This is a genomic window from Streptomyces sp. TG1A-60, assembly GCF_037201975.1.
Classification (GTDB): Bacteria; Actinomycetota; Actinomycetes; order Streptomycetales; family Streptomycetaceae; genus Streptomyces.
The window spans coordinates 4,208,086-4,225,511 of record NZ_CP147520.1 but is presented as its reverse complement, the minus strand read 5'-3'; the positions used below and the strand labels follow the sequence as shown (position 1 = coordinate 4,225,511).

Here is a 17,426-nt window from a genome sequence, read left to right as displayed (position 1 = left end):
CTCCTCGTTGTAGACGGGGATCACTACGTCCAGGACAGGCGTACCGGCGTCTCCGGCCGGGAGGTGCTCCCGCGCCGGCAGAGTGCCGGGAGAAGAGTCGGTTCGCATGGCAACCACATTCGCGAGCCGCTCTGTCACGCCCGTGTGCTCACACTGTGGTGTGCCTGTGAGTCCGGTTGCCGGTCTGTCGCGTCGGTGACCTCGGACTCGCCGTCGTACCGCACGTCGTCGGGCTGCCGGTTCGCCGCGTCGTCCAGCGGCGGCACGTCCCGCCCGAGGACCGGCAGATGCACCGTGAACACGGTCCTGCCGGGCACGCTGTCGACGGTCACGGCACCGCCGTGACCGTCCGCCACGGCCTGCACGATGGCGAGCCCGAGCCCGGTCGACCCGGACGCCCGGGAGCGTGAGGAGTCCCCTCGCGCGAACCGCTCGAACACATGCGGCAACAGGTCCTCGGCAATGCCCTGCCCGTCGTCCTCGACGTCGACGCACATCCACGGCCCACGCCGCTGCACGCGCGCGGTGACGGTCGTACCCGGCGGGGTGTGCGTCCGAGCGTTCGCCAGCAGATTGACGAGCACCTGCTGGAGCCGCGCCGCGTCGGCCGACACGGGCGCGGGGGCATCCGGCAGGTCGAGCCGCCAGCGGTGACTCCGCCCGGCGACCCGCGCGTCGCTGACGGTGTCCACGACGAGGGGAACGAGGTCGGTCTGCTCGAACTGCAGAGGCCGCCCGGCGTCGAGCCGCGCGAGCAGCAGCAGATCCTCGACGAGCACGGTCATACGCCCGGACTCGGACTCGATCCGCCCCAGCGCGTGCCGGGTGTCGGGCCCGATCTCCTCTCTGCCCCGCCGGGTCAGCTCGGCGTAGCCACGGATCGACGCGAGCGGTGTCCGCAGCTCATGACCGGCGTCCGCGACGAACTGCCGTACGCGCGTCTCGCTCTCCTGCCGCGAGTGCAGGGCGCTGTGGATGTGGTCGAGCATTCTGTTGAGCGCGGCGCCGACCTGGCCGACTTCGGTGCGGTGGTCGGTCTCGGAGGCCGGGACACGCTCGTTGAGGGTGACCTCACCGGTGTGCAGCGGCAGTTCGGAGACCCGGGTCGCGGTGGCGGCCACCTTGCGCAGGGGGCGCAGGGCCACACCGACGAGTACGGAGCCGGCGACACACGCGGCCACGAGACCGGCGCCGGTGACGCTGAGTTCGACGACGATGAGGGTGTTGAGGGTGTCGGTGACCTCGGTGGTCGGCAGGGCGACGTAGTAGTCGCCGTTGTCACCGCTTCGGTACTCCACGCGGTAGTCGCCGAGCCCCGTGATGGTCACGGTGTGCGCCTCATTGTCCTTGGGGACGTCGCTCAGCTCGTCGAGCTGTGTCTCGCTCAGCGAATCAGCCGTGGCATCCGTGACGCCGTTGTCGGACGTCGAGGGCTTGCTGTACATGCCCTCGACGGCGACCCCGCCCTCGACCTTCGCCGCGATGGTGCCGATCATCTGCTGCGGGCCCTTGGTGACGAACTCCTCAAGATCCGGCGGCCCGCTCAGCCCCCTGTTGGGATCGCCCGCACCCTGCTGCCCCTGGGGTCGGGGCTGTGTGGCGTCGGGAGGCGCGCCTTCGGGCCCCTTGCCCGCGGCCCGCCCCAGCACTTCGCTGACCGACTTGTCGAGCTCCTCGTACAGATGCGAGCGCAGCGCAACCGTGGTGACCGTTCCGATGACCGCGCACACCACCGCGATCAACGCCGTCGCGGAGACGACGAGCCGTGTACGCAGCGTGCGCGGCCGTCGTCCTCGCCCCGGCTTCGGCTGCCTCTGCGTACGCGTCCGTCGCCGCCCCCTCATGACACGGCGGGCTTGAGCAGGTAACCGGCGCCACGCCGAGTGTGGATCATCGGCTCACGCCCGGCGTCGATCTTCCGCCGCAGATACGAGATGTAGAGCTCGACCACGTTGGCCTGACCGCCGAAGTCGTACGACCACACCCGGTCGAGTATCTGCGCCTTGCTGAGCACGCGCCGCGGGTTGCGCATGAGGAACCGCAGCAGCTCGAACTCGGTGGCGGTGAGGTGGATGTTCTCCCCGCCGCGCGACACCTCGTGGCTGTCCTCGTCCAGCATGAGGTCACCGACGACGAGCACCGACTCGGAACGGCGGTCGGCGGCACCGGTCCGCCGGATGAGCCCGCGCAGCCGGGCAACGACCTCTTCGAGGCTGAACGGCTTGGTGACGTAGTCGTCGCCGCCGGCGGTGAGCCCGGCGATCCGGTCCTCGACGGCGTCCTTCGCGGTCAGGAAGAGGACGGGCACGTCGGGCAGCTCGCGCCGCAGCCGCCCTAGGACGGTCAGCCCGTCCATGTCGGGCAGCATCATGTCGAGCACGACGGCGTCGGGCCGGAAGTCCCGCGCGGTCTGGACGGCACCGGTGCCGTCCCCCGCGCTCCGGATCTGCCATCCCTCATAGCGCAGGGCCATGGACAGCAACTCGGTGATCGACAGCTCGTCGTCCACCACCAGCACGCGGACGGGGCTCCCGTCCGGCCTCAGCAGTTCGTTGCGCCCCTGGGGCGAGATCGTGGTCATGCCGGACACCCTGTCGGGGCCCCCTGAGAACGCCCTTTCCGGAAACTGTGATTTTCCTGAGAACCGCACAGGTGCCTCTCAGGCAACCGCTGGGAAGCCCTCGACGTCCGGGACAGCACCCCCGCCGACCAGCACCTTTCCGGCCGGTCGCACGGCGGCCCCTACCCCTGACCCACCTTTTACGCAAGCGCCGTCATGCTTCGTGGCCCCCTCCCGCGAAGCTGTGACTCCGCTCGACCTTGGCGATGCGCACGGAGTACCTCTCGTACCACTCACTCCGCCCCCGCTCCTGCGCCGCCCGGTGCTCGACGTCGGCCCGCCACTCCTCGATGGCGTCGGCGTCCCGGAAGTACCCGACGGTGATGGCCAGGCCACCGGGTGTACGGGCGTGATCCATCCCGAGGAACCCCGGCACCCCCTTCACCAGCTCCTCCATCCGCTCGGCGGTCTCCCCGTACCCGCTCTGGTCCCCGGTCCGCGTGGAGGTGAAGACGACGACGTAGTAGGGAGGTTCATGCGCGGGGACGGGCGCGACGACAGGCTCTGTCCACTGATCACTCATGGCACCACCGTCGGACCGGGCCTCGGCCACCGTCCACCACACGACTCGTCACCTGCACGCCCACCTGAAAGCCCATCAGAACAACCCGTCCTGCACACCCCCGCCCCCACCCGTGCCTCTGCCCCTCAACTCCCGTACAGGAACGGTGAGTACGCCACCCGCGCCCCCGCCGACCGGAGCGGTCAACTCCCACCCGGTCATGAGCCGCGCATCAAGAACGACGACTCCCCGCGTGGTGGCCATATGCAGATCGGGCCCGGCGACGGCAAGCACCTCGCCTCCCACGACCCCACCCGCGACCAGCTCACTCACCACACCGTCGACGGCCGGCAACCCCTCCAGCCCGAACACCCCGAAGTGATCGACGGCCTGAAACGCCACAGGCTCCAACGACTCGGGCCACCCGTGGAGCCTGTGAGCCCGCGCGTGCAGCCCCGCCAACTCCCCGGCCCGCACCTCAAGCTCGGGCAGATCGGCCCGGACCACCCTCTTCTCGGCATAGGGAATCCGGTCCGGCACCTTGAGCGCGGCTCGCAAGACCTCCTCGGCCCGCCGCGCAGCCATCAGCGGCCCCCGCCCGAGCCAGGCGAAACAGACGGCCCCCTGCTCCAGCAACCGAGCCGTCCCCCGCTCGACGGCCGTGATCCCCACCTTGACCATCCCGGGCCCGAACCAAGCCAGGTACACGTGATACGGCCGCGGATCATCGGCGATCGTATCGGCGGCCACGGAATGCGCCCGATCAAGTCGCGCGCACTCCTCACACCGGGCCCCGGTACTCCGCCCCGACACCCCGACCCGCACCGGGCACGCGTTCCCCCGCGCCCCGACGCAGGTCCGCCGCCCCTCGCTCACCACCCCGAAGGCGACCACCCGCCCCCGAGGCAAAGCACTGCTGTGCCCACCCTCCCAACCCAACAGCGGTCCATCGTCACTCCACCACAGCCCCGAACATCTCCACACGCGTGCCATCGATCACGACACTAGCGGGCACCACTGACAACGCCATTGACCAGCGCAAACGCGGCACCCTCTCCGGGTGGATCCGTTCGTCTCCGTGATCAGGCGGCTGGACTGCCACTGGTCAGGGCCGGCTCACCCTGCGTTATGCCGCTCCCCTGCCCGAGTCGGATGCCTGCGCATCCTCGCTCAGGAAGGTCTCGTCCTCCCCGAAGTCCGGGGCCTGGAAGGGCTGCATCGCCGGAGGCGGCGGCGCCGCGACGGCATGGCGGGGCGCTCCTTCCGGAGCGGAGAACAGCGAAGTCAGTTCGATGAGAGGTCTCCCATTCGGGTACAGGGCCGTCATGGCACCTGGCGTGCCATGACCGGGCACAGCGGTCCTACAGCTTGCTCATCTTCGCGTACGGGCTCAGGATCCGCTCCCGCGCCGAACCGAAATCGACGAGCGCGGCGATCCCGTCCTCGATGCCGATCACCCGGCCGAGGCCGTACATGTCGTGCGTGACCTGGTCGCCCACGGCGAACTGCTTGGGGGGCGGAGCGACCGGGACCTTGAAGGGGCTGGTGGGCAAATAGCGCTTCGGTGCACTTGGCTTTGTCATTGCGTCCAGTATGCGCCTACCCGCATCCACCGGTTCCCCGCGCTCCCAGCCTGGTATCACTCCGTGACCGCTCCGCCCGCCACGGACCGCCCCCCGCGGCCACCGCCGAGGGCCCCGGACTGATCGCTGAGGCTCGTGATCACCGATCTCCGTTCGCCGTCGTGCCGTCGTATGTTGCCGTCAGGGCGCGTCCCGCAAGGGTCGGCCGGGCATCAGGTCGTGACCGGGGCAGCCAGGGCCGGGTCCTGGCCGGAGCGGCGTAGGGCCTCAGCGACGAATCCGGACGTGACGAGCTCGGTCACGGTCTCGCTGAGGAACCGTGTGGTCTCCGGACGTCGGTCGTTCGCTGTGCCTATGGCCTGCCTGATAGTCATGAACGCAGGTTCGAGAAGATGCAGTTCGGGCTGCTGCGCGACGTGCGCGGTCGTACGCAGAGCCCTTCTTGACGCCAATGCGAACCCCGTCCCGGTCGACGTCCTCGGAGGAGTTGAACGCCGAGTTCAGTGGCGCTGCATAGACCCCCTCGATGTGCACGTACGGCTTACTGAACGCGACCTCTTCCTCACGCACCGGATCTACAGCAAGGAAGCACAGGTCGGCCCGGCCCCCGGTCATCGCGGCGTAGGACTTACGGGCCGCATCAAGCAGAGGAACTCGACCGGCAGGTTCAGGCGTGCGGCGACTTCGCGGGCCAGCTCGACGGTTATCCCGGACGGCGTGTCTGGGGTTCCCTGTGCAAGGACCGGGTTGCCGAGGTTGATGGATGCGCGCAGTAGTCCTGTGGGAGCCAGGTCACGGCATTTGAAGGCAGTGGGGGGCTTGCCAGAACAGCATCGGGGTGTTCCCGGTGAAAGGCCCTGGACTCGGCCTGGCCGGAGCCACGCAAGCCGCTGCCGTCGCTGCCGTCGGCGCTGGATCCGTACAAGGCGGTGATCGACGGGATCCTGCGGGCGGGCCTGGACGCGCCGTGCAAGCAGCGGCACACGGTCACCCGGATCTTCCACCGGCTGATCGAGGAACATGGCGCCGACGAGGGTTACGGCAGCGTTCGTGGAACGGTCACTGTGACTGTTCCACGAACGGGGCTCCCAGAGGGCTGTGGGACGTGCGAGGAGGAGACCTCAAGTGTCCCGTCTCGCGCTATGTTCTCGCTGTCTCACGTGACCTTGCTGGATTCCCGGCTGGTCTCGGGTGACGTTGTCAATACCACCGCGGGGTACGCCATCGGTCTCATGCGATGTTGTCTGTCGTATGGGTATGTCTCAGGTTGTGTTGTCGCTGAGTTTGCTCATGAGAGCGATGTCCCGTCGCGGAACTCGCCCACAAGCTGGTTGGCATACTTGGCCGATGGACACATCAAGGGCCTCCTGGCGCAACACGACGCACGACTGGGCGGGCGAGGTGGACTTCAACCACCTCGCGAGTATCCGTCAGTACCCGGCGGCATTCGCTCCTGGTGGTGTTCGGCACCTCATCCTTGAAGTCGTCGCCTATGCGGCCGACGAGGCGGAGTCCAACGACGGCGGACGCTGTACTGTCACACTCCACCCCGATGGTTCAGTGTCCGTAGCTGATGACGGGCGGGGCACTGACACCCGCCTCGACGAGCATGGCCAGGTCGTGAAGAAACCGATCATGGCGTCGAAGGACCTCCGGTTCTTCGACCATCCCGACGCACAGTTGCTTCCCGATGATCATCCACGCCGGGGCATGTCCGTTGTCGCGGCGCTCAGCGAGTGGCTCGTCCATACCAACCGCCGACGAAGCGGAGCATGGACTCAGCGGTACGAATACGGCGTTCCCGTGACTGATCTGGCACCGATCACTGACGACGGCACGACTGGGACGATCGTCCATTTCCGCCCGGCCGAGCCTGTGCATGCGGCGAGCGCGCTAACGAGGGGTGAGCTTCTACGGTGCGCCACGTCTTGGCGACACCTATCCGTCGAGGTCGACGACCGGCGCGCTGGCTGAGTCGCCCCCTCTGCCCGCATCACATGAGCTTCCCCCTCTGGGGTGGTTTGAAGCCGTATCGCTGGTGGCTGTGCCTGCCTGGGACTTTGCTCGGATCTATGCGATTGGTCCGGAATCTTGCAGGTAGCTCGGCGGTGGATGTGGGGAGGCTGGGGCAGGCTGCGTTCGAGGTGGGGTACGTCGATGAGGACTGCGTACGCAGCCGCGAGCCGCTGTCGGCCTGCTGGACGCTGAGGTTCGAACGGCTATCGCCGGTGCGTACGGTCAGGTCCTACCAGGGGCAGAAGTCCGTGACCCGTGACTACTGGGCGGCCACGACGGCCGGGCAGCTGTCCTGCGAGTCGCACCTGGAACGGCACCACGCGATGCTGCTGGACTTCGATCCGAAGGTCACGGCTCTGGTTGGCCAGCCGTTCCGGCTGTTCTGGCCCGGCCGACGAGGCCGTCGCGGGCACGTTCCGGACTTCTTTGCCCGGCTCCATGACGGCGGCGGCCTGGTGGTGGACGTCCGTCCGGACGATCGGATCGAGCTGGACGACGCGGAGGCGTTCGCAGCCACCGCGCGGGCCTGCGAACTCGCCGGATGGGCCTTTCGACGGGTGGGGGCGATCAATCCGGTGCTGCTGGCGAACGTCAAGTGGCTGGCGGGCTACCGGCACCCGCGCAACCACCGGGAACCCGTCGCCTCGGAGCTGACGGCAGGCTTTGCCGAGCCGGGGGCCCTGCTGGCCGTGGCCGAGCGGGTCGGTGACCGCCTGGCCGTGCTGCCGGTCCTCTACCATTTGCTCTGGCGCCGGATTCTGGAAGTTGACCTGGAATCCGGCCTGTTGGGGGCGCGAAGCATGGTCCGCCGGGCGGGGACGACCTGGTGAGGGCTTCCCTGGTGGTCAGGCCCGGTGACCGGGTGAGGTTCGACAACACGGTGCACACCGTGGTCGGCCTCTCCGGCGTCCTGGTGCGACTGGCTGACGAACACGGACAGTCCAGCGCGATGCATCTGCCGACGCTGATGACCTCGCCGGGCTTCGAGGTGATCGGCTCGCACGGAGCCCGCCGGCTCCCTTCCGGCTTGCTGGACGGGCTGCCGACAGGCGAAGCAGAACGGGCTCTGTGGTGGCACCGGCATATGAGCGAAGTACTCACCGGCCTGCCACCGGACGCCTCGGCGGGGGCAACGCCGCGACCCGAATACGACCCGTCGACCAGGAGCCTGGCCGAGCGGGAGGCGGCCAAGGCCGCCGAGCTCGCGCACGAGACCGGGCATCCGGTCAGCCCGCACACTATCCGCTGGCGCCGCCGTCGCTACCAAAAGCGCGGGGTGATGGGCATGGTCGACGGACGCCAGGCCCCGCGCCGCCCGGCCCTCGGCCAAGTCGACCCGCAGGTCGTGGAAGTTCTGCGGCGGCTCATGGACCAAGCCGCTGACGGCTCGACACGCACCGTCAGCTACTACTTCGAACGCGTCGGCCAAGCGGTGAAGAAGCTGGAGGAACCAACCGTCGAGATGCCCTCGCGGGCAACCTTCTACCGCCTGTTCAACCGGCTGGAGGCCGGGCGTCACACGACCGGCTCAGCCCGCACCCGCCGCTCACTGGCCAACCAGCCCGAAGGAGTCTTCGACCAGGTCACCGTCTGCCGACCGGGCGAGCTGATGGAGATCGACTCCACTCCGTTCGATGTGCTGGTGAGACTGGAGAACGGCGTCGTCGACCGCGTCGAACTGGTCGGCATGGTCGACGTCGCCACGCGATCCATCACTGCCGCCGTGCTGCGGCCTACCACGAAGTCGGTGGACGCCGCTTTGCTGCTGGCCCGGTCGGTGACCCCGGCACCGATGCGGCCGGGCTGGCCGGAGGCCCTGCGGATGGAACACTCGGTACTGCCCTACGAGCGGCTGCTTTCGGTGGACGAGAGGCTACGGCACGCTGCTGCGGTCCCGCTGATCATCCCGGAAACGGTTGTGGTCGACGGCGGCAAGGCCTTCTTGTCGAAGAACTTCCATGCCGCCTGCAATGCGTTCGGCACCGAGGTGATCCACGCCCCACCCCGCACCCCGACGCACAAGCCCCACATCGAAAGAACACTCGGCTCAGCAGCCTCACTCTTCGCCCAGTTCCTCCCCGGCTACACCGGACGGTCGACGGAATACCGCGGCCGCAAGGTCGAGGACGAGCCGCTGTTCTCCCTGCACCAGCTCCAGGAACTGCTGGAGCAATGGATCAGTGCCAGGTGGCAAAACAGGGCCCACGACTCACTACGTGACCCGCTCGCCCCGGGGCGGACGTTCTCCCCGAACGAGAAGTACGCCGCGCTCGTGGAGATGGCTGGATTCCTACCGCTTGCGCTATCCGCGGAGGACTACCTGGAACTGCTGCCGACCCGCTGGCAGGCCGTCAACTCCTACGGCATCAAGATCAATCATCGAATCTACAACTGCGACGAACTCAACGACCTGCGGCGGGAGAAGTCCGGGATCACCCAGCGGAAGAACCGCTGGGAGGTCCGCCACGACCCCTACGACATCCGGCTCGTCTGGCTGCGCAACCACCGGGACTGCGGGAAGTGGATCACTGTCCCCTGGCGGCTGCTCTCCACCACCGCCACCCCCTTCGGTGAGCTGGCCTGGGGCCACACCGCCCGAGACTTGCGTGAACAGGGCGAGCAGGTCACCGAGGACGCCATCGCCGAGGCAGTCGGTGACCTGCTCGACCGGGCCGCCAGTGGCCCCGAGGAAGAGGCGGCCCCGGCCAAACCCGCCCGCAGCCGGGGCAGTCGGGGCCGCGGCCCGAAGGTCGCCGCCCGCACCCGGGCCACCAGCCAGCCCGCATGGCCCCGGCCCGAACCCCCGCCGCCTGCGCCGGCCTCCCGGGCCGAGGACGGCGGGGAGGCCGAGGACGAAGACGCGGTCGCCGAGGTCGTCCCGCTGAAAGTCTTCGACGCACGCAAGGAGGCACGGAAATGGTGGTGAACACGCCCGAGTTCGGTCTGCCCGAGGACCGGCGGATGCCCACAACCACGCTGGAGGGCTGGCGCCGGTTCGTCGACGAAGACCCGATTGCCTTCGACCTTCTGACCGAGGACGAGTGGAAGGACCTCAATCCCAAGGCCCGGGACGAGTACGACGAGGGCCGGGTCAACTACCACTCCGAGCTGATCATCGTGGAAACTCCGACGGTTCGCGACGTCCTCCACCAGGGTCGGCTGCTGACTCTGGTCAATCGGCGGGAGATCAGCGCCCGCCGCGGCCTGATCGTCTCCGGGCCCTGGGCAACGGGCAAGTCCACCGCCCTCAAGCAGCTCGGGCGGGCCCACGAACTGCGAGTGCGTCAGCGCTTCCCAGACCACGACCGCATTCCGATCGTCTACGTATCCGCCCCTCCCAACGGCTCCCCCCGCAAGCTCGCCACCCGCTTCGCGCACTTCCTGGGCCTGCCCATGAAAGCCCGGCACAACGAGATGGACATCGCCGACGCGGCCTGCGAAATCCTCACTGACGCCCGTTGCGACCTGGTGTTGGTCGACGAGATCCACAACATCAACATGGCCACATCCACCGGCAAAGACCTGTCCGACCACCTGAAGTATTTCGCAGAGCACATCCCCGCCACGTTCGTCTACGCCGGCATCAACGTCCAGCGCGAGGGCCTGTTCACCGGGGTCCGAGGCAAGCAGATCGCCGCCCGCTGCGTGATGAAGTACACCGGGAACTTCCCCTACCAGGCCGAATGGCGCTCGATGATCGCGCTGATGGAGGATTCCCTACGGCTGCACCACCATGAGCCCGGCACGCTGGTCCGGCTGGCGAAGTATCTGCACACCCGCACCGGCGGCAGCATCAGCAGTCTGTCGCACCTCGTCCGCGCGGCGGCGATCAGCGCCATCGCCGATGGAAGCGAACGCGTCACCCGCCCGCTACTCGGGTCCATCCCTGTCGATCACAACACCCAGTCCGGCAGCTCCGGCACGGCCGACGCTGAGGACGGCGAGGTCGGAGACGCAGCATGATCCGCCATCTGCCGCTGCCCCGGCTGCGACAGCTCCCGCACACGCTCGTCCCGCTCCACCGTGAAAGTTGGGACTCCTACGTCAGCCGGCTCGCGACGGCGAATCGGATCTCCCACCTCGAACTCCACGAGTACATCAACGACCGGCATCGGATCCACCCCGCTCCGCTGCCATTGCTCGATGCCATCAGCCACCTGTCCGGCCACCCGCGCGACCGGCTCCTCAAAGCCCTGCCCGACCTACGGACTTCCGATCTCGCCCGAGGGCTTCCCGCCGCCTGCCAGTTGCTGGATGACGGCTGGCACGTCCAAGCCGTCTGCACGCTCTGTCTGGCCGCCAAAGGCGTCTTTTCCCAGGCCCGCCACTGGGTCCCCAAAAGCACCCGGCTCTGTCTCCGACACGGCCGCTGGACTGATACCTACCACGCGCAGTTCGACGTCCGCCTGCTGCCCGAGATCATCCAGGCACAACGCGACCACCACCACCTCGTCCGGGAGCACGGCTGGCAGACCGTCGAGCTCGCCATGCGCCAGGCCGCCGGATGGTGCTGGCGCTGGTGGGACAGCCGGAGGTTCCGTCAGCAACGGGACCGCAGACTGAAACTCCTCATTCCTCCCGGGGGCGGCACTTATCGCGAGGACCCCCGGCTCATCGCCAGCAGCTACCCCGACGTCATCGCCCTCACCGGCCTCCTGGCCTCGCCCAAGCTCCGGAACCTGCCCTTCACCGGCCGGGACCAGGACTTCCGCCTGTTCATCAGCGAGGTCCGCGGACGTGCCGCCCCCGGCTACCGATACGAAGGCGCCGGCGTCACCGATCCGCTCGTCCGCTGGATCGAGGAAGAGCGCTACTACCGCACCCTCCCCAACCACCCATTCCCGATGCCGAACGAGCCCCGGACACACAACCCGGACACCGTGGAAGATCTCACCCGCAGACTCAACGCCATCCTCGCTCCCGAATCCGACGAGCTGGGTCATTGCGCCAGCTGCGGCACCCGATTGAAGGATGCCAACCCGAGGATGCGGTTCTGCTCAACCGCATGCAGATCACGCGGCTGGAGGCGACAGCAGCACCAACGCACGCTGCGTGACGCGGCCTCCCGCATGGAGAAGAGGGAGTGCCCAGTCTGCGGGGTCACCTGGACGACCGGCACGGATCGACGTCATGACGCTCGCTACTGCTCGGGCGCTGCCGCCAGGCCGCCTTCCGCCGACGCACGGCGATCGAAGACGAATGACCGACAACGTCAAGTGAGACAACCCTGTGGAAGTGCTACTGGGAGACAACACCAGCTGAGCCCGGATCCACCGGCTGATGTTTCCGAGGTCCGATTTCTCGCCGAGGGCTGATGGTGGTGTGGGGCACGGGTTCGAGGGCGTGCAGCGCCCGCCGCGCTCGGGTCGCGGCCTGTCCGAGGTGTCTTTCGAGTCGGGGCTGGGGCGGTGGTGGTGTCGCCGGTGGCCGGTGCGGCCGTCAGTGTGCGGTGTCGATGGAGGCCGTCAGGGTGTCGATGGCGAGTGGTGGACGGCTTCGAACAAGTCCTGGTAGGCGCCCTGCCAGGGCCAGTTGGCGGGCAGGTGGGCGGTCAGCTTGGTCCTCGCGGTGCGGGCGAGTCGGGCGGGGACGTGGATCAGGTGGGCGCGCAGGGTGGAGGTGGTGGCCTTGGCGTGGAAGGCCGAGGCCAGGGCGCCGGCGGCCCGCAGCAGGTTGTGCGACATGGCCCACAGGGTCAGCCAGGCGGCGTTCGCCTGGAAGTTTCCCGAGGGCAGGTGGGCGAGCGCGGAGGACTTCCCGTCCGCGATCGCCTGTTCCACGACGGCGTGTTGCCGGTGGTGCAGTTCGGCCTGAAGCATGCCGAAGGGGCTATTGGTGAAGACGGGGTGGTAGCGCCAGGAGTCGAACAGCTCGCCCTGCCCGGTGGCTGCTTGCGGGTTCAGGCGTCGCACCCGGCGCACGATCAGACGGGCGGTGACCTGCTCGGCCTTCTTGCGTCCGGTGAACGCGGTGTACTCGGTCTCGGTGACCTCGGCGTCGGAGACCATCTCGCCGGTGTCGGGATCCACGAACGCCTCGGGGTAGCGGATCGGGACCCAGGCGTCCTCGGCGATGCGGCCGATCGCGGCGGCGACGGAGGGGTTCATGCCCGTGGTCAGGGAGAAGTGGGCACCGGCCCTGTGGCAGGCGGCGGCCACATCGGCGGTGTAGAACTTGCTGTCCGCCCGCACCATCCGGATTCCGGTTCCGCCCGCGTCCTTCGCGATGGCCAGGGCCTGGGCGACGAAGCTTTTCGCGCCGCGGACATCGGCCGCCTTGCCGCGGCGCAGGCGGACCGCACCGATCACCGGCCGGGCGAGCGGGGTGGACAGGGTGGCCACGATCGGGTGCAGGGTGCGCTGCCCCTTCAGGCGCCCGTGCTCGGCGCCTTGCTTGGCCCGGCCGTAGACCCGGCGGTGGGTGGGGTCGATATCGATGAACATCAGCTGCCCGGCGCCGGGAAGCAGCGGGGTGTGGGTCGCGAGGCGGGCCAGGAACTCCCGGTGCACCCGGTGGAGTTGCCGGTTGTGGCCGTGGGTGAAGGAGCGCAGGAAGGTGCCCAGCGTGGACGGGGCGCGTATCCCGGCGAAGACCCGGTCCATCGCGCCGTGCCGCAGCCGGTCGGCATCATCGATGGAGTCGGCCCCCGAGCACATCGCGCCCAGCAGCGACATCACCTTGGCCGCCGGATACGCACCGCCGCTGTTGTCGGCAGCCTCGATGCGGACCTGGGCGGCCAGACCGGGCAGGCCGACCCGCTCGGCGAGCGCGACCAGCGGAAGCAGTCCCGCATCCGCGATCAGATTCGGCTCGTCGAAGAGTGCGCAGACATGGACGGCGGCATGGGAAGATTGCATCTCGGAAGAGCCTTGTCATCGTGCGTGCTGGAAGCCTCAAGAACTCCCATCATCGCAGGTCACAAGGCTCTTCCTTGTTCCCGGAGAAGTTGTCCACAGACGTCAGCCGGTGGATCCGGGCTGAGACTCCGCCAAAGATCCGTCTCACCCCTCTTTGTATCACCCCTGGTCACAGCGTCGGCCGTGGGCAAGATCAAATGAGACGGGACATCAAGCGGGCAGTTTCGTGTCGATGACGAAGCTGATTTCGATGACCTGGCCGGGCAAGGTCAGTTCAGTGATGCCCAAGACCGTGCTGGCCGGGCGGTGGTCGCCGAAGTACCTCAGGTTGCCCTCCGCCGTCGCCGCGGCATTCTGCCGCAGGTTCACCACGTACAGGGTCTGCGAGACGACCTGGTTCCGGGTGGCGCCGTAGTGGTCCAGGACCTTGTCCATGTTGGCGTAGGTCTGCTTGAGCTGGGCGGCGAAGTCGCCCGCGTAGAGGAACTCGCCTGCCTCATCGAACGAGAGCTGTCCAGAGACGTGGATCAGCTCGCCGGACCTGATCGCCTGTGAGTAGCCGAAGTCGCTCTCGGCCGGCACGTTGTAATTGAAGACATCAATGGTGTCCACGGTGCTCACCCTTCCGGTCTGCTCTCTTGTAGTTACTCGGAAACTATAGGAGAGTGACGGTTGACCTGGAAGAACGCACTTTTCGGTGACTGAGGAACCTGATGGTGACCAAGCAACTGCTCAAGGGCCTGCCCGAGGACGCTGACCTGCGGCGCGCAGACTCCCTGGCGCGGGAGATCTTCTCGGACGTCGCCAACAAGTGGGCGCTCCTGATCATCGAGGCGCTCGGCGAGCGCACCCTACGCTTCAGCGAGCTGCGAAACGAGGTCGAGGGCGTCAGCCACAAGATGCTCACCCAGAACCTGCGCATGCTGGAGCGCAATGGCCTGGTCGACCGGAAGGTGCATCCCACCGTGCCGCCGCGGGTCGAGTACACCCTCACCGAGCCGGGCCGGGCCCTGCGCACCGCGGTCGACGCCATATGCGGCTGGACCCACCAGCACCTCGGTCACATCGAGAGTGCACGCGGCCGTTTCGACGCCTGACGGGCACGCGGCGACACCCTCGCCCGTTGTGCGATTCCTTGATCGATCTCACGTTGGTGGCCACCAACGTGGCCCGCGCTTCGCCTGATCGGGCTACCGAGCCATCCTGTGCCACACCTTCGTACGGCTCGACTCCCAGCGCTCCGCTTTCGACCGCGTCGGCGACGCGCTGAGGGGTGACGGCAACGATCCGGACGACGATGACGGCGCGGCCGGTGTCCCGGTAGCCGTCTGATCGGCCCCCGAATCCGGTTGCCGTCAAACACTGCCGTCAAGGCATAAAGCAGAGGCCCTGTGGATCACTCCATAGGGCCTCTGACGGGCTGTGCACTCGGCAGGATTCGAACCTGCAACCTTCTGATCCGTAGTCAGATGCTCTATCCGTTAAGCTACGAGTGCTTGTTTTGTTTTGGGCCGGTCCCGGGCATTTTGGCCCGCTCGCGGCGACAGGAAGAACATTACATGACTGCCGTCGCCATGTGAAATCCGTTTGCCACACCCCTTGCGACCTGGGGAAACGACCTGTGGCCCCCTGTCGGCAAGGGGGAACGGCAAGACCCCAAGGACAGGGGCGTCGTCGAGCGGGCGGTGACGTTGCACGAGGGGCACCGCGCCCCTCCGGGGCCCGCCTTCGAGCCGGTCGACCACCTCGCCGACATCCTCGACGACTGCGGACCAGTCGAGAGTGGACCGGGGAGCGCGCGCCGTCAGGGGAGTCCGGAGGCCGGCATACGGGCTTCCGGGCTCCCCTTTCCTGCGTGACCCGCGAGGTCCTCAAGATGACCCCCCGGGCACGAAGATGCCCACGTTCAACCGGAGCTCGACGCCCGAGACGGGCGCTCCGGGTGGGTCACCCTGCCTGCTGCTTCTGCTCCCGGAGTTCGTGGACGCTGGCGGTCAGGGTGCCTTCTTGCTGTTCGTAGTGGGAGAGAGCGACACCGAGGCCGAAGAGGGTGGGCGCCCATTCGCCGACGAAGATGCCCCACCGGTCGGCGCGGTCGAGGCCGATGCCGGGCTCGACTTTGAGGCTCGTGGCCCAGGTCGCGACGGACAGGCCGACGGACGCTATGGCGGCGGTGTAGGCGTGTTCGCTGCGGAGGCCCATGTCGTGCAGTCTCTTGATGATCATGCTTGCGCTCCGTTCTATAGTCGTACTCCAACGAAGTGCCCAAACACGGACAAGTCACTCAAACGGAATTGTGATCTCCGGGCCTGTCACCCCGACCGCCAGAAGCGGATTCGCCCCAGCCTCACCATGGCCCCATGGAGTCACTCACCATCAGGCCCGGACGCTTCACCGCCCACCAGGACGCGCAGCGGTTCGGCCTCATCCCCGACGGCCAGGCGGCGTCATGCGCGAAGTGCCGCGCGCCACCTGCCAAGGCTCCTCGACCTCGGCACAGAGGCCGCCTTCGGGCAATGAAAGCACCCCTGAAAGCGCCTCAGGGAGCCCAGCCTGTTTCGGCCGAGCTCCCTGGTCAGATGGCGGAGGCGGAGGGATTTGAACCCTCGATGGGCTTTAAGACCCAAACCGCATTAGCAGTGCGGCGCCATAGACCGGACTAGGCGACGCCTCCAGCACAACCGCCCGCGCGAGCGCGAGTGGTGCGTGCAGATGATGACACAGCCGGGTGGGCTGTCACCAATCGCCTCCCACGCTACTAGGCGGAGAGGCCGCAGGGCAAAGCCGTATGGCACGTCGGGGCGGGTCGGAGGCGGTTCGGGCGCTCCTCTTCCGTGGCGCAACCGCGAGGCGGACGTGGCGTTAGTCAGGCCATGTTGCAGAGCCCTCCCGTCCTCGCGCAGAAGCCCTCCGGCCCGGGCGCCCCGAGCCGGCTGCTCCTCGGCGCCGCCGCCTCGCTCGCCGCGGCCACCGCCGGCATGATCACGCCGCTCGCGCCCGGCGCGTACGCCGCCGAGGCCCTGCCTCCTGCCGCGCTGCCCGTGCCCGCCTCCGGCCCCGGCGACCGGCTCACCGTCACGGTGCGGGAGGCGGGCGGCGGGGCGGACGGGACGTTCGAGCTGCGTTGCCATCCTCAGGGCGGCAGTCACCCGGACGTGCGCGACGCGTGTGGGCGGCTCGACCGGCGGACCACCTGGGGCACGGACCCGTTCGCTCCGGTCCGGCCCGGCACCGTGTGCACGATGCAGTACGGCGGGCAGGCCACCGCGCATGTCACCGGGACCTGGGCGGGGCGCCCCGTCGACGCCCGCTACGACCGCGGGAACGGCTGCGAGATCGCCCGCTGGGACGCGCTGGTGCCCGTACTGCCCGACCTCCGCGCTTAGCGGAGGGTGGAAGCAGACGGGCAGGAGTAGGGGGGCCGCGTCGGTGCTCGGCCTGCTCGTCCTCCCGCACCTCCCGGCCCGCCGTCTCCATCACCGGCGGCGCCCCCGGCACGCACCGCACCGTGCCGGGCCTGTGGGCGTCATGGTCGAGCGCGACAAGGGCACCGAACGGGCGGCTCGCCGGGCCCGGGTGTCCCGGTACGCCCAGACGCCGCGCCGTCCTCGACCGTCACGACCTGCCCGGTTGTAGTCGCGCTCGGCGCACGCCGGTGAGGTATCGGTGAGGCGACGGCACGTGAACAGAAACGGGCGATACGTACAAGGGAAACGAGCCATACGACGAGTGGCGCGGCAGAGGCTCGCGGCGCCCGTGCGCAGCCCGTACATATGTGCCGCCGACCGTGCCGTTCGGCAAAACACACGGTCACGGCATCACCGTCCGCGCGGTCACGGCATCTCCGT

The 17,426-nt window shown here is 68.3% G+C and carries 16 protein-coding genes and 2 tRNA genes; 7 read left to right on the top strand and 11 right to left on the bottom strand.

Annotated elements, in window-relative coordinates; all coding sequences use genetic code 11:
• Window positions 1-134: 134 nt before the first annotated feature.
• From WBG99_RS18105 to WBG99_RS18080, 6 genes are all read right to left on the bottom strand, one after another.
• On the bottom strand, window positions 135-1,844 hold the full coding sequence (locus WBG99_RS18105) for a HAMP domain-containing sensor histidine kinase (protein WP_338897295.1): 1,710 nt from the start codon (window positions 1,842-1,844) through the stop codon (window positions 135-137).
• Window positions 1,841-2,581: a response regulator transcription factor gene (locus WBG99_RS18100; RefSeq protein ID WP_338897294.1), complete on the bottom strand. Its 741-nt coding sequence runs from the start codon at window positions 2,579-2,581 to the stop codon at window positions 1,841-1,843. Before WBG99_RS18100 ends, WBG99_RS18105 begins: the two co-directional genes overlap by 4 nt.
• Window positions 2,582-2,774: 193 nt before the next feature.
• Window positions 2,775-3,143 (bottom strand): antibiotic biosynthesis monooxygenase, encoded by a 369-nt coding sequence (locus WBG99_RS18095; protein WP_338897293.1) that lies wholly within the window; start codon window positions 3,141-3,143, stop codon window positions 2,775-2,777.
• Window positions 3,144-3,218: 75 nt separating this feature from the next.
• A complete protein-coding gene (locus WBG99_RS18090) occupies window positions 3,219-4,115 on the bottom strand; it encodes a DUF2797 domain-containing protein (RefSeq protein WP_338897292.1) in 897 nt (298 codons plus the stop codon).
• Window positions 4,116-4,483: 368 nt separating this feature from the next.
• Window positions 4,484-4,705, bottom strand: coding sequence for a hypothetical protein (locus WBG99_RS18085; protein WP_338897291.1), 222 nt, complete (start codon window positions 4,703-4,705; stop codon window positions 4,484-4,486).
• Window positions 4,706-4,917: 212 nt separating this feature from the next.
• Entirely contained in the window at window positions 4,918-5,079 is a 162-nt protein-coding gene (locus tag WBG99_RS18080) for a hypothetical protein (protein ID WP_338897290.1), read from the bottom strand.
• A 973-nt stretch (window positions 5,080-6,052) separates the two neighbouring features.
• Here WBG99_RS18080 and WBG99_RS18075 point away from each other — a divergent pair.
• Genes WBG99_RS18075 through WBG99_RS18055 form a run of 5 tightly spaced genes read left to right on the top strand, consistent with a single transcriptional unit; the run spans window position 6,053 to window position 12,036 of the window.
• Window positions 6,053-6,679: an ATP-binding protein gene (locus WBG99_RS18075; RefSeq protein ID WP_338897289.1), complete on the top strand. Its 627-nt coding sequence runs from the start codon at window positions 6,053-6,055 to the stop codon at window positions 6,677-6,679.
• 23 nt (window positions 6,680-6,702) lie between these two features.
• On the top strand, window positions 6,703-7,551 hold the full coding sequence (locus WBG99_RS18070) for a TnsA-like heteromeric transposase endonuclease subunit (protein WP_338897288.1): 849 nt from the start codon (window positions 6,703-6,705) through the stop codon (window positions 7,549-7,551).
• Window positions 7,548-9,647, top strand: coding sequence for a Mu transposase C-terminal domain-containing protein (locus WBG99_RS18065; RefSeq protein WP_338897287.1), 2,100 nt, complete (start codon window positions 7,548-7,550; stop codon window positions 9,645-9,647). Before WBG99_RS18070 ends, WBG99_RS18065 begins: the two co-directional genes overlap by 4 nt.
• Complete coding sequence (locus WBG99_RS18060; protein ID WP_338897286.1) at window positions 9,638-10,684, top strand: ATP-binding protein; 1,047 nt, start codon at window positions 9,638-9,640, stop codon at window positions 10,682-10,684. Before WBG99_RS18065 ends, WBG99_RS18060 begins: the two co-directional genes overlap by 10 nt.
• Window positions 10,681-12,036: a TniQ family protein gene (locus tag WBG99_RS18055; RefSeq protein ID WP_338897285.1), complete on the top strand. Its 1,356-nt coding sequence runs from the start codon at window positions 10,681-10,683 to the stop codon at window positions 12,034-12,036. Before WBG99_RS18060 ends, WBG99_RS18055 begins: the two co-directional genes overlap by 4 nt.
• A gap of 150 nt (window positions 12,037-12,186) precedes the next feature.
• Here the strand turns inward: WBG99_RS18055 and WBG99_RS18050 are convergent, their stop codons facing one another.
• Together WBG99_RS18050 and WBG99_RS18045 are read right to left on the bottom strand one after the other, a co-directional pair.
• Window positions 12,187-13,578, bottom strand: a complete 1,392-nt coding sequence (locus WBG99_RS18050; RefSeq protein WP_338897284.1) for an IS1380 family transposase — start codon at window positions 13,576-13,578, stop codon at window positions 12,187-12,189.
• Between the two features lie 210 nt (window positions 13,579-13,788).
• Window positions 13,789-14,190 carry a RidA family protein gene (locus tag WBG99_RS18045; protein WP_338900387.1) on the bottom strand — a complete coding sequence of 134 codons (402 nt, stop codon included), beginning with the start codon at window positions 14,188-14,190 and terminating at the stop codon, window positions 13,789-13,791.
• Between the two features lie 101 nt (window positions 14,191-14,291).
• On the opposite strand from WBG99_RS18045, the gene WBG99_RS18040 reads away from it, so the two are divergent.
• Window positions 14,292-14,675 carry a helix-turn-helix domain-containing protein gene (locus WBG99_RS18040; protein ID WP_121745156.1) on the top strand — a complete coding sequence of 128 codons (384 nt, stop codon included), beginning with the start codon at window positions 14,292-14,294 and terminating at the stop codon, window positions 14,673-14,675.
• Between the two features lie 326 nt (window positions 14,676-15,001).
• Here WBG99_RS18040 and WBG99_RS18035 read toward each other — a convergent pair.
• From WBG99_RS18035 to WBG99_RS18025, 3 genes are all read right to left on the bottom strand, one after another.
• Window positions 15,002-15,074 (bottom strand) — tRNA-Arg (locus WBG99_RS18035).
• A 451-nt stretch (window positions 15,075-15,525) separates the two neighbouring features.
• Complete coding sequence (locus tag WBG99_RS18030; RefSeq protein ID WP_338897283.1) at window positions 15,526-15,804, bottom strand: hypothetical protein; 279 nt, start codon at window positions 15,802-15,804, stop codon at window positions 15,526-15,528.
• 354 nt (window positions 15,805-16,158) lie between these two features.
• A tRNA-Ser gene (locus WBG99_RS18025) sits at window positions 16,159-16,252 on the bottom strand.
• A 199-nt stretch (window positions 16,253-16,451) separates the two neighbouring features.
• Here WBG99_RS18025 and WBG99_RS18020 point away from each other — a divergent pair.
• Window positions 16,452-16,964 (top strand): SSI family serine proteinase inhibitor, encoded by a 513-nt coding sequence (locus tag WBG99_RS18020; RefSeq protein ID WP_338897282.1) that lies wholly within the window; start codon window positions 16,452-16,454, stop codon window positions 16,962-16,964.
• Window positions 16,965-17,426 lie beyond the last annotated feature (462 nt).

What these genes read in the sequence shown, in the direction of transcription:
- WBG99_RS18105 (WP_338897295.1), bottom strand. Translation starts at nt 1,844, where the DNA reads ATGAGGGGGCGGCGACGGACGCGTACGCAGAGGCAGCCGAAGCCGGGG.
- WBG99_RS18100 (WP_338897294.1), bottom strand. Translation starts at nt 2,581, where the DNA reads ATGACCACGATCTCGCCCCAGGGGCGCAACGAACTGCTGAGGCCGGAC.
- WBG99_RS18095 (WP_338897293.1), bottom strand. Translation starts at nt 3,143, where the DNA reads ATGAGTGATCAGTGGACAGAGCCTGTCGTCGCGCCCGTCCCCGCGCAT.
- WBG99_RS18090 (WP_338897292.1), bottom strand. Translation starts at nt 4,115, where the DNA reads ATGGCACGCGTGTGGAGATGTTCGGGGCTGTGGTGGAGTGACGATGGA.
- WBG99_RS18085 (WP_338897291.1), bottom strand. Translation starts at nt 4,705, where the DNA reads ATGACAAAGCCAAGTGCACCGAAGCGCTATTTGCCCACCAGCCCCTTC.
- WBG99_RS18080 (WP_338897290.1), bottom strand. Translation starts at nt 5,079, where the DNA reads ATGACTATCAGGCAGGCCATAGGCACAGCGAACGACCGACGTCCGGAG.
- WBG99_RS18075 (WP_338897289.1), top strand. Translation starts at nt 6,053, where the DNA reads ATGGACACATCAAGGGCCTCCTGGCGCAACACGACGCACGACTGGGCG.
- WBG99_RS18070 (WP_338897288.1), top strand. Translation starts at nt 6,703, where the DNA reads ATGAGCTTCCCCCTCTGGGGTGGTTTGAAGCCGTATCGCTGGTGGCTG.
- WBG99_RS18060 (WP_338897286.1), top strand. Translation starts at nt 9,638, where the DNA reads ATGGTGGTGAACACGCCCGAGTTCGGTCTGCCCGAGGACCGGCGGATG.
- WBG99_RS18055 (WP_338897285.1), top strand. Translation starts at nt 10,681, where the DNA reads ATGATCCGCCATCTGCCGCTGCCCCGGCTGCGACAGCTCCCGCACACG.
- WBG99_RS18050 (WP_338897284.1), bottom strand. Translation starts at nt 13,578, where the DNA reads ATGCAATCTTCCCATGCCGCCGTCCATGTCTGCGCACTCTTCGACGAG.
- WBG99_RS18040 (WP_121745156.1), top strand. Translation starts at nt 14,292, where the DNA reads ATGGTGACCAAGCAACTGCTCAAGGGCCTGCCCGAGGACGCTGACCTG.
- WBG99_RS18030 (WP_338897283.1), bottom strand. Translation starts at nt 15,804, where the DNA reads ATGATCATCAAGAGACTGCACGACATGGGCCTCCGCAGCGAACACGCC.
- WBG99_RS18020 (WP_338897282.1), top strand. Translation starts at nt 16,452, where the DNA reads ATGTTGCAGAGCCCTCCCGTCCTCGCGCAGAAGCCCTCCGGCCCGGGC.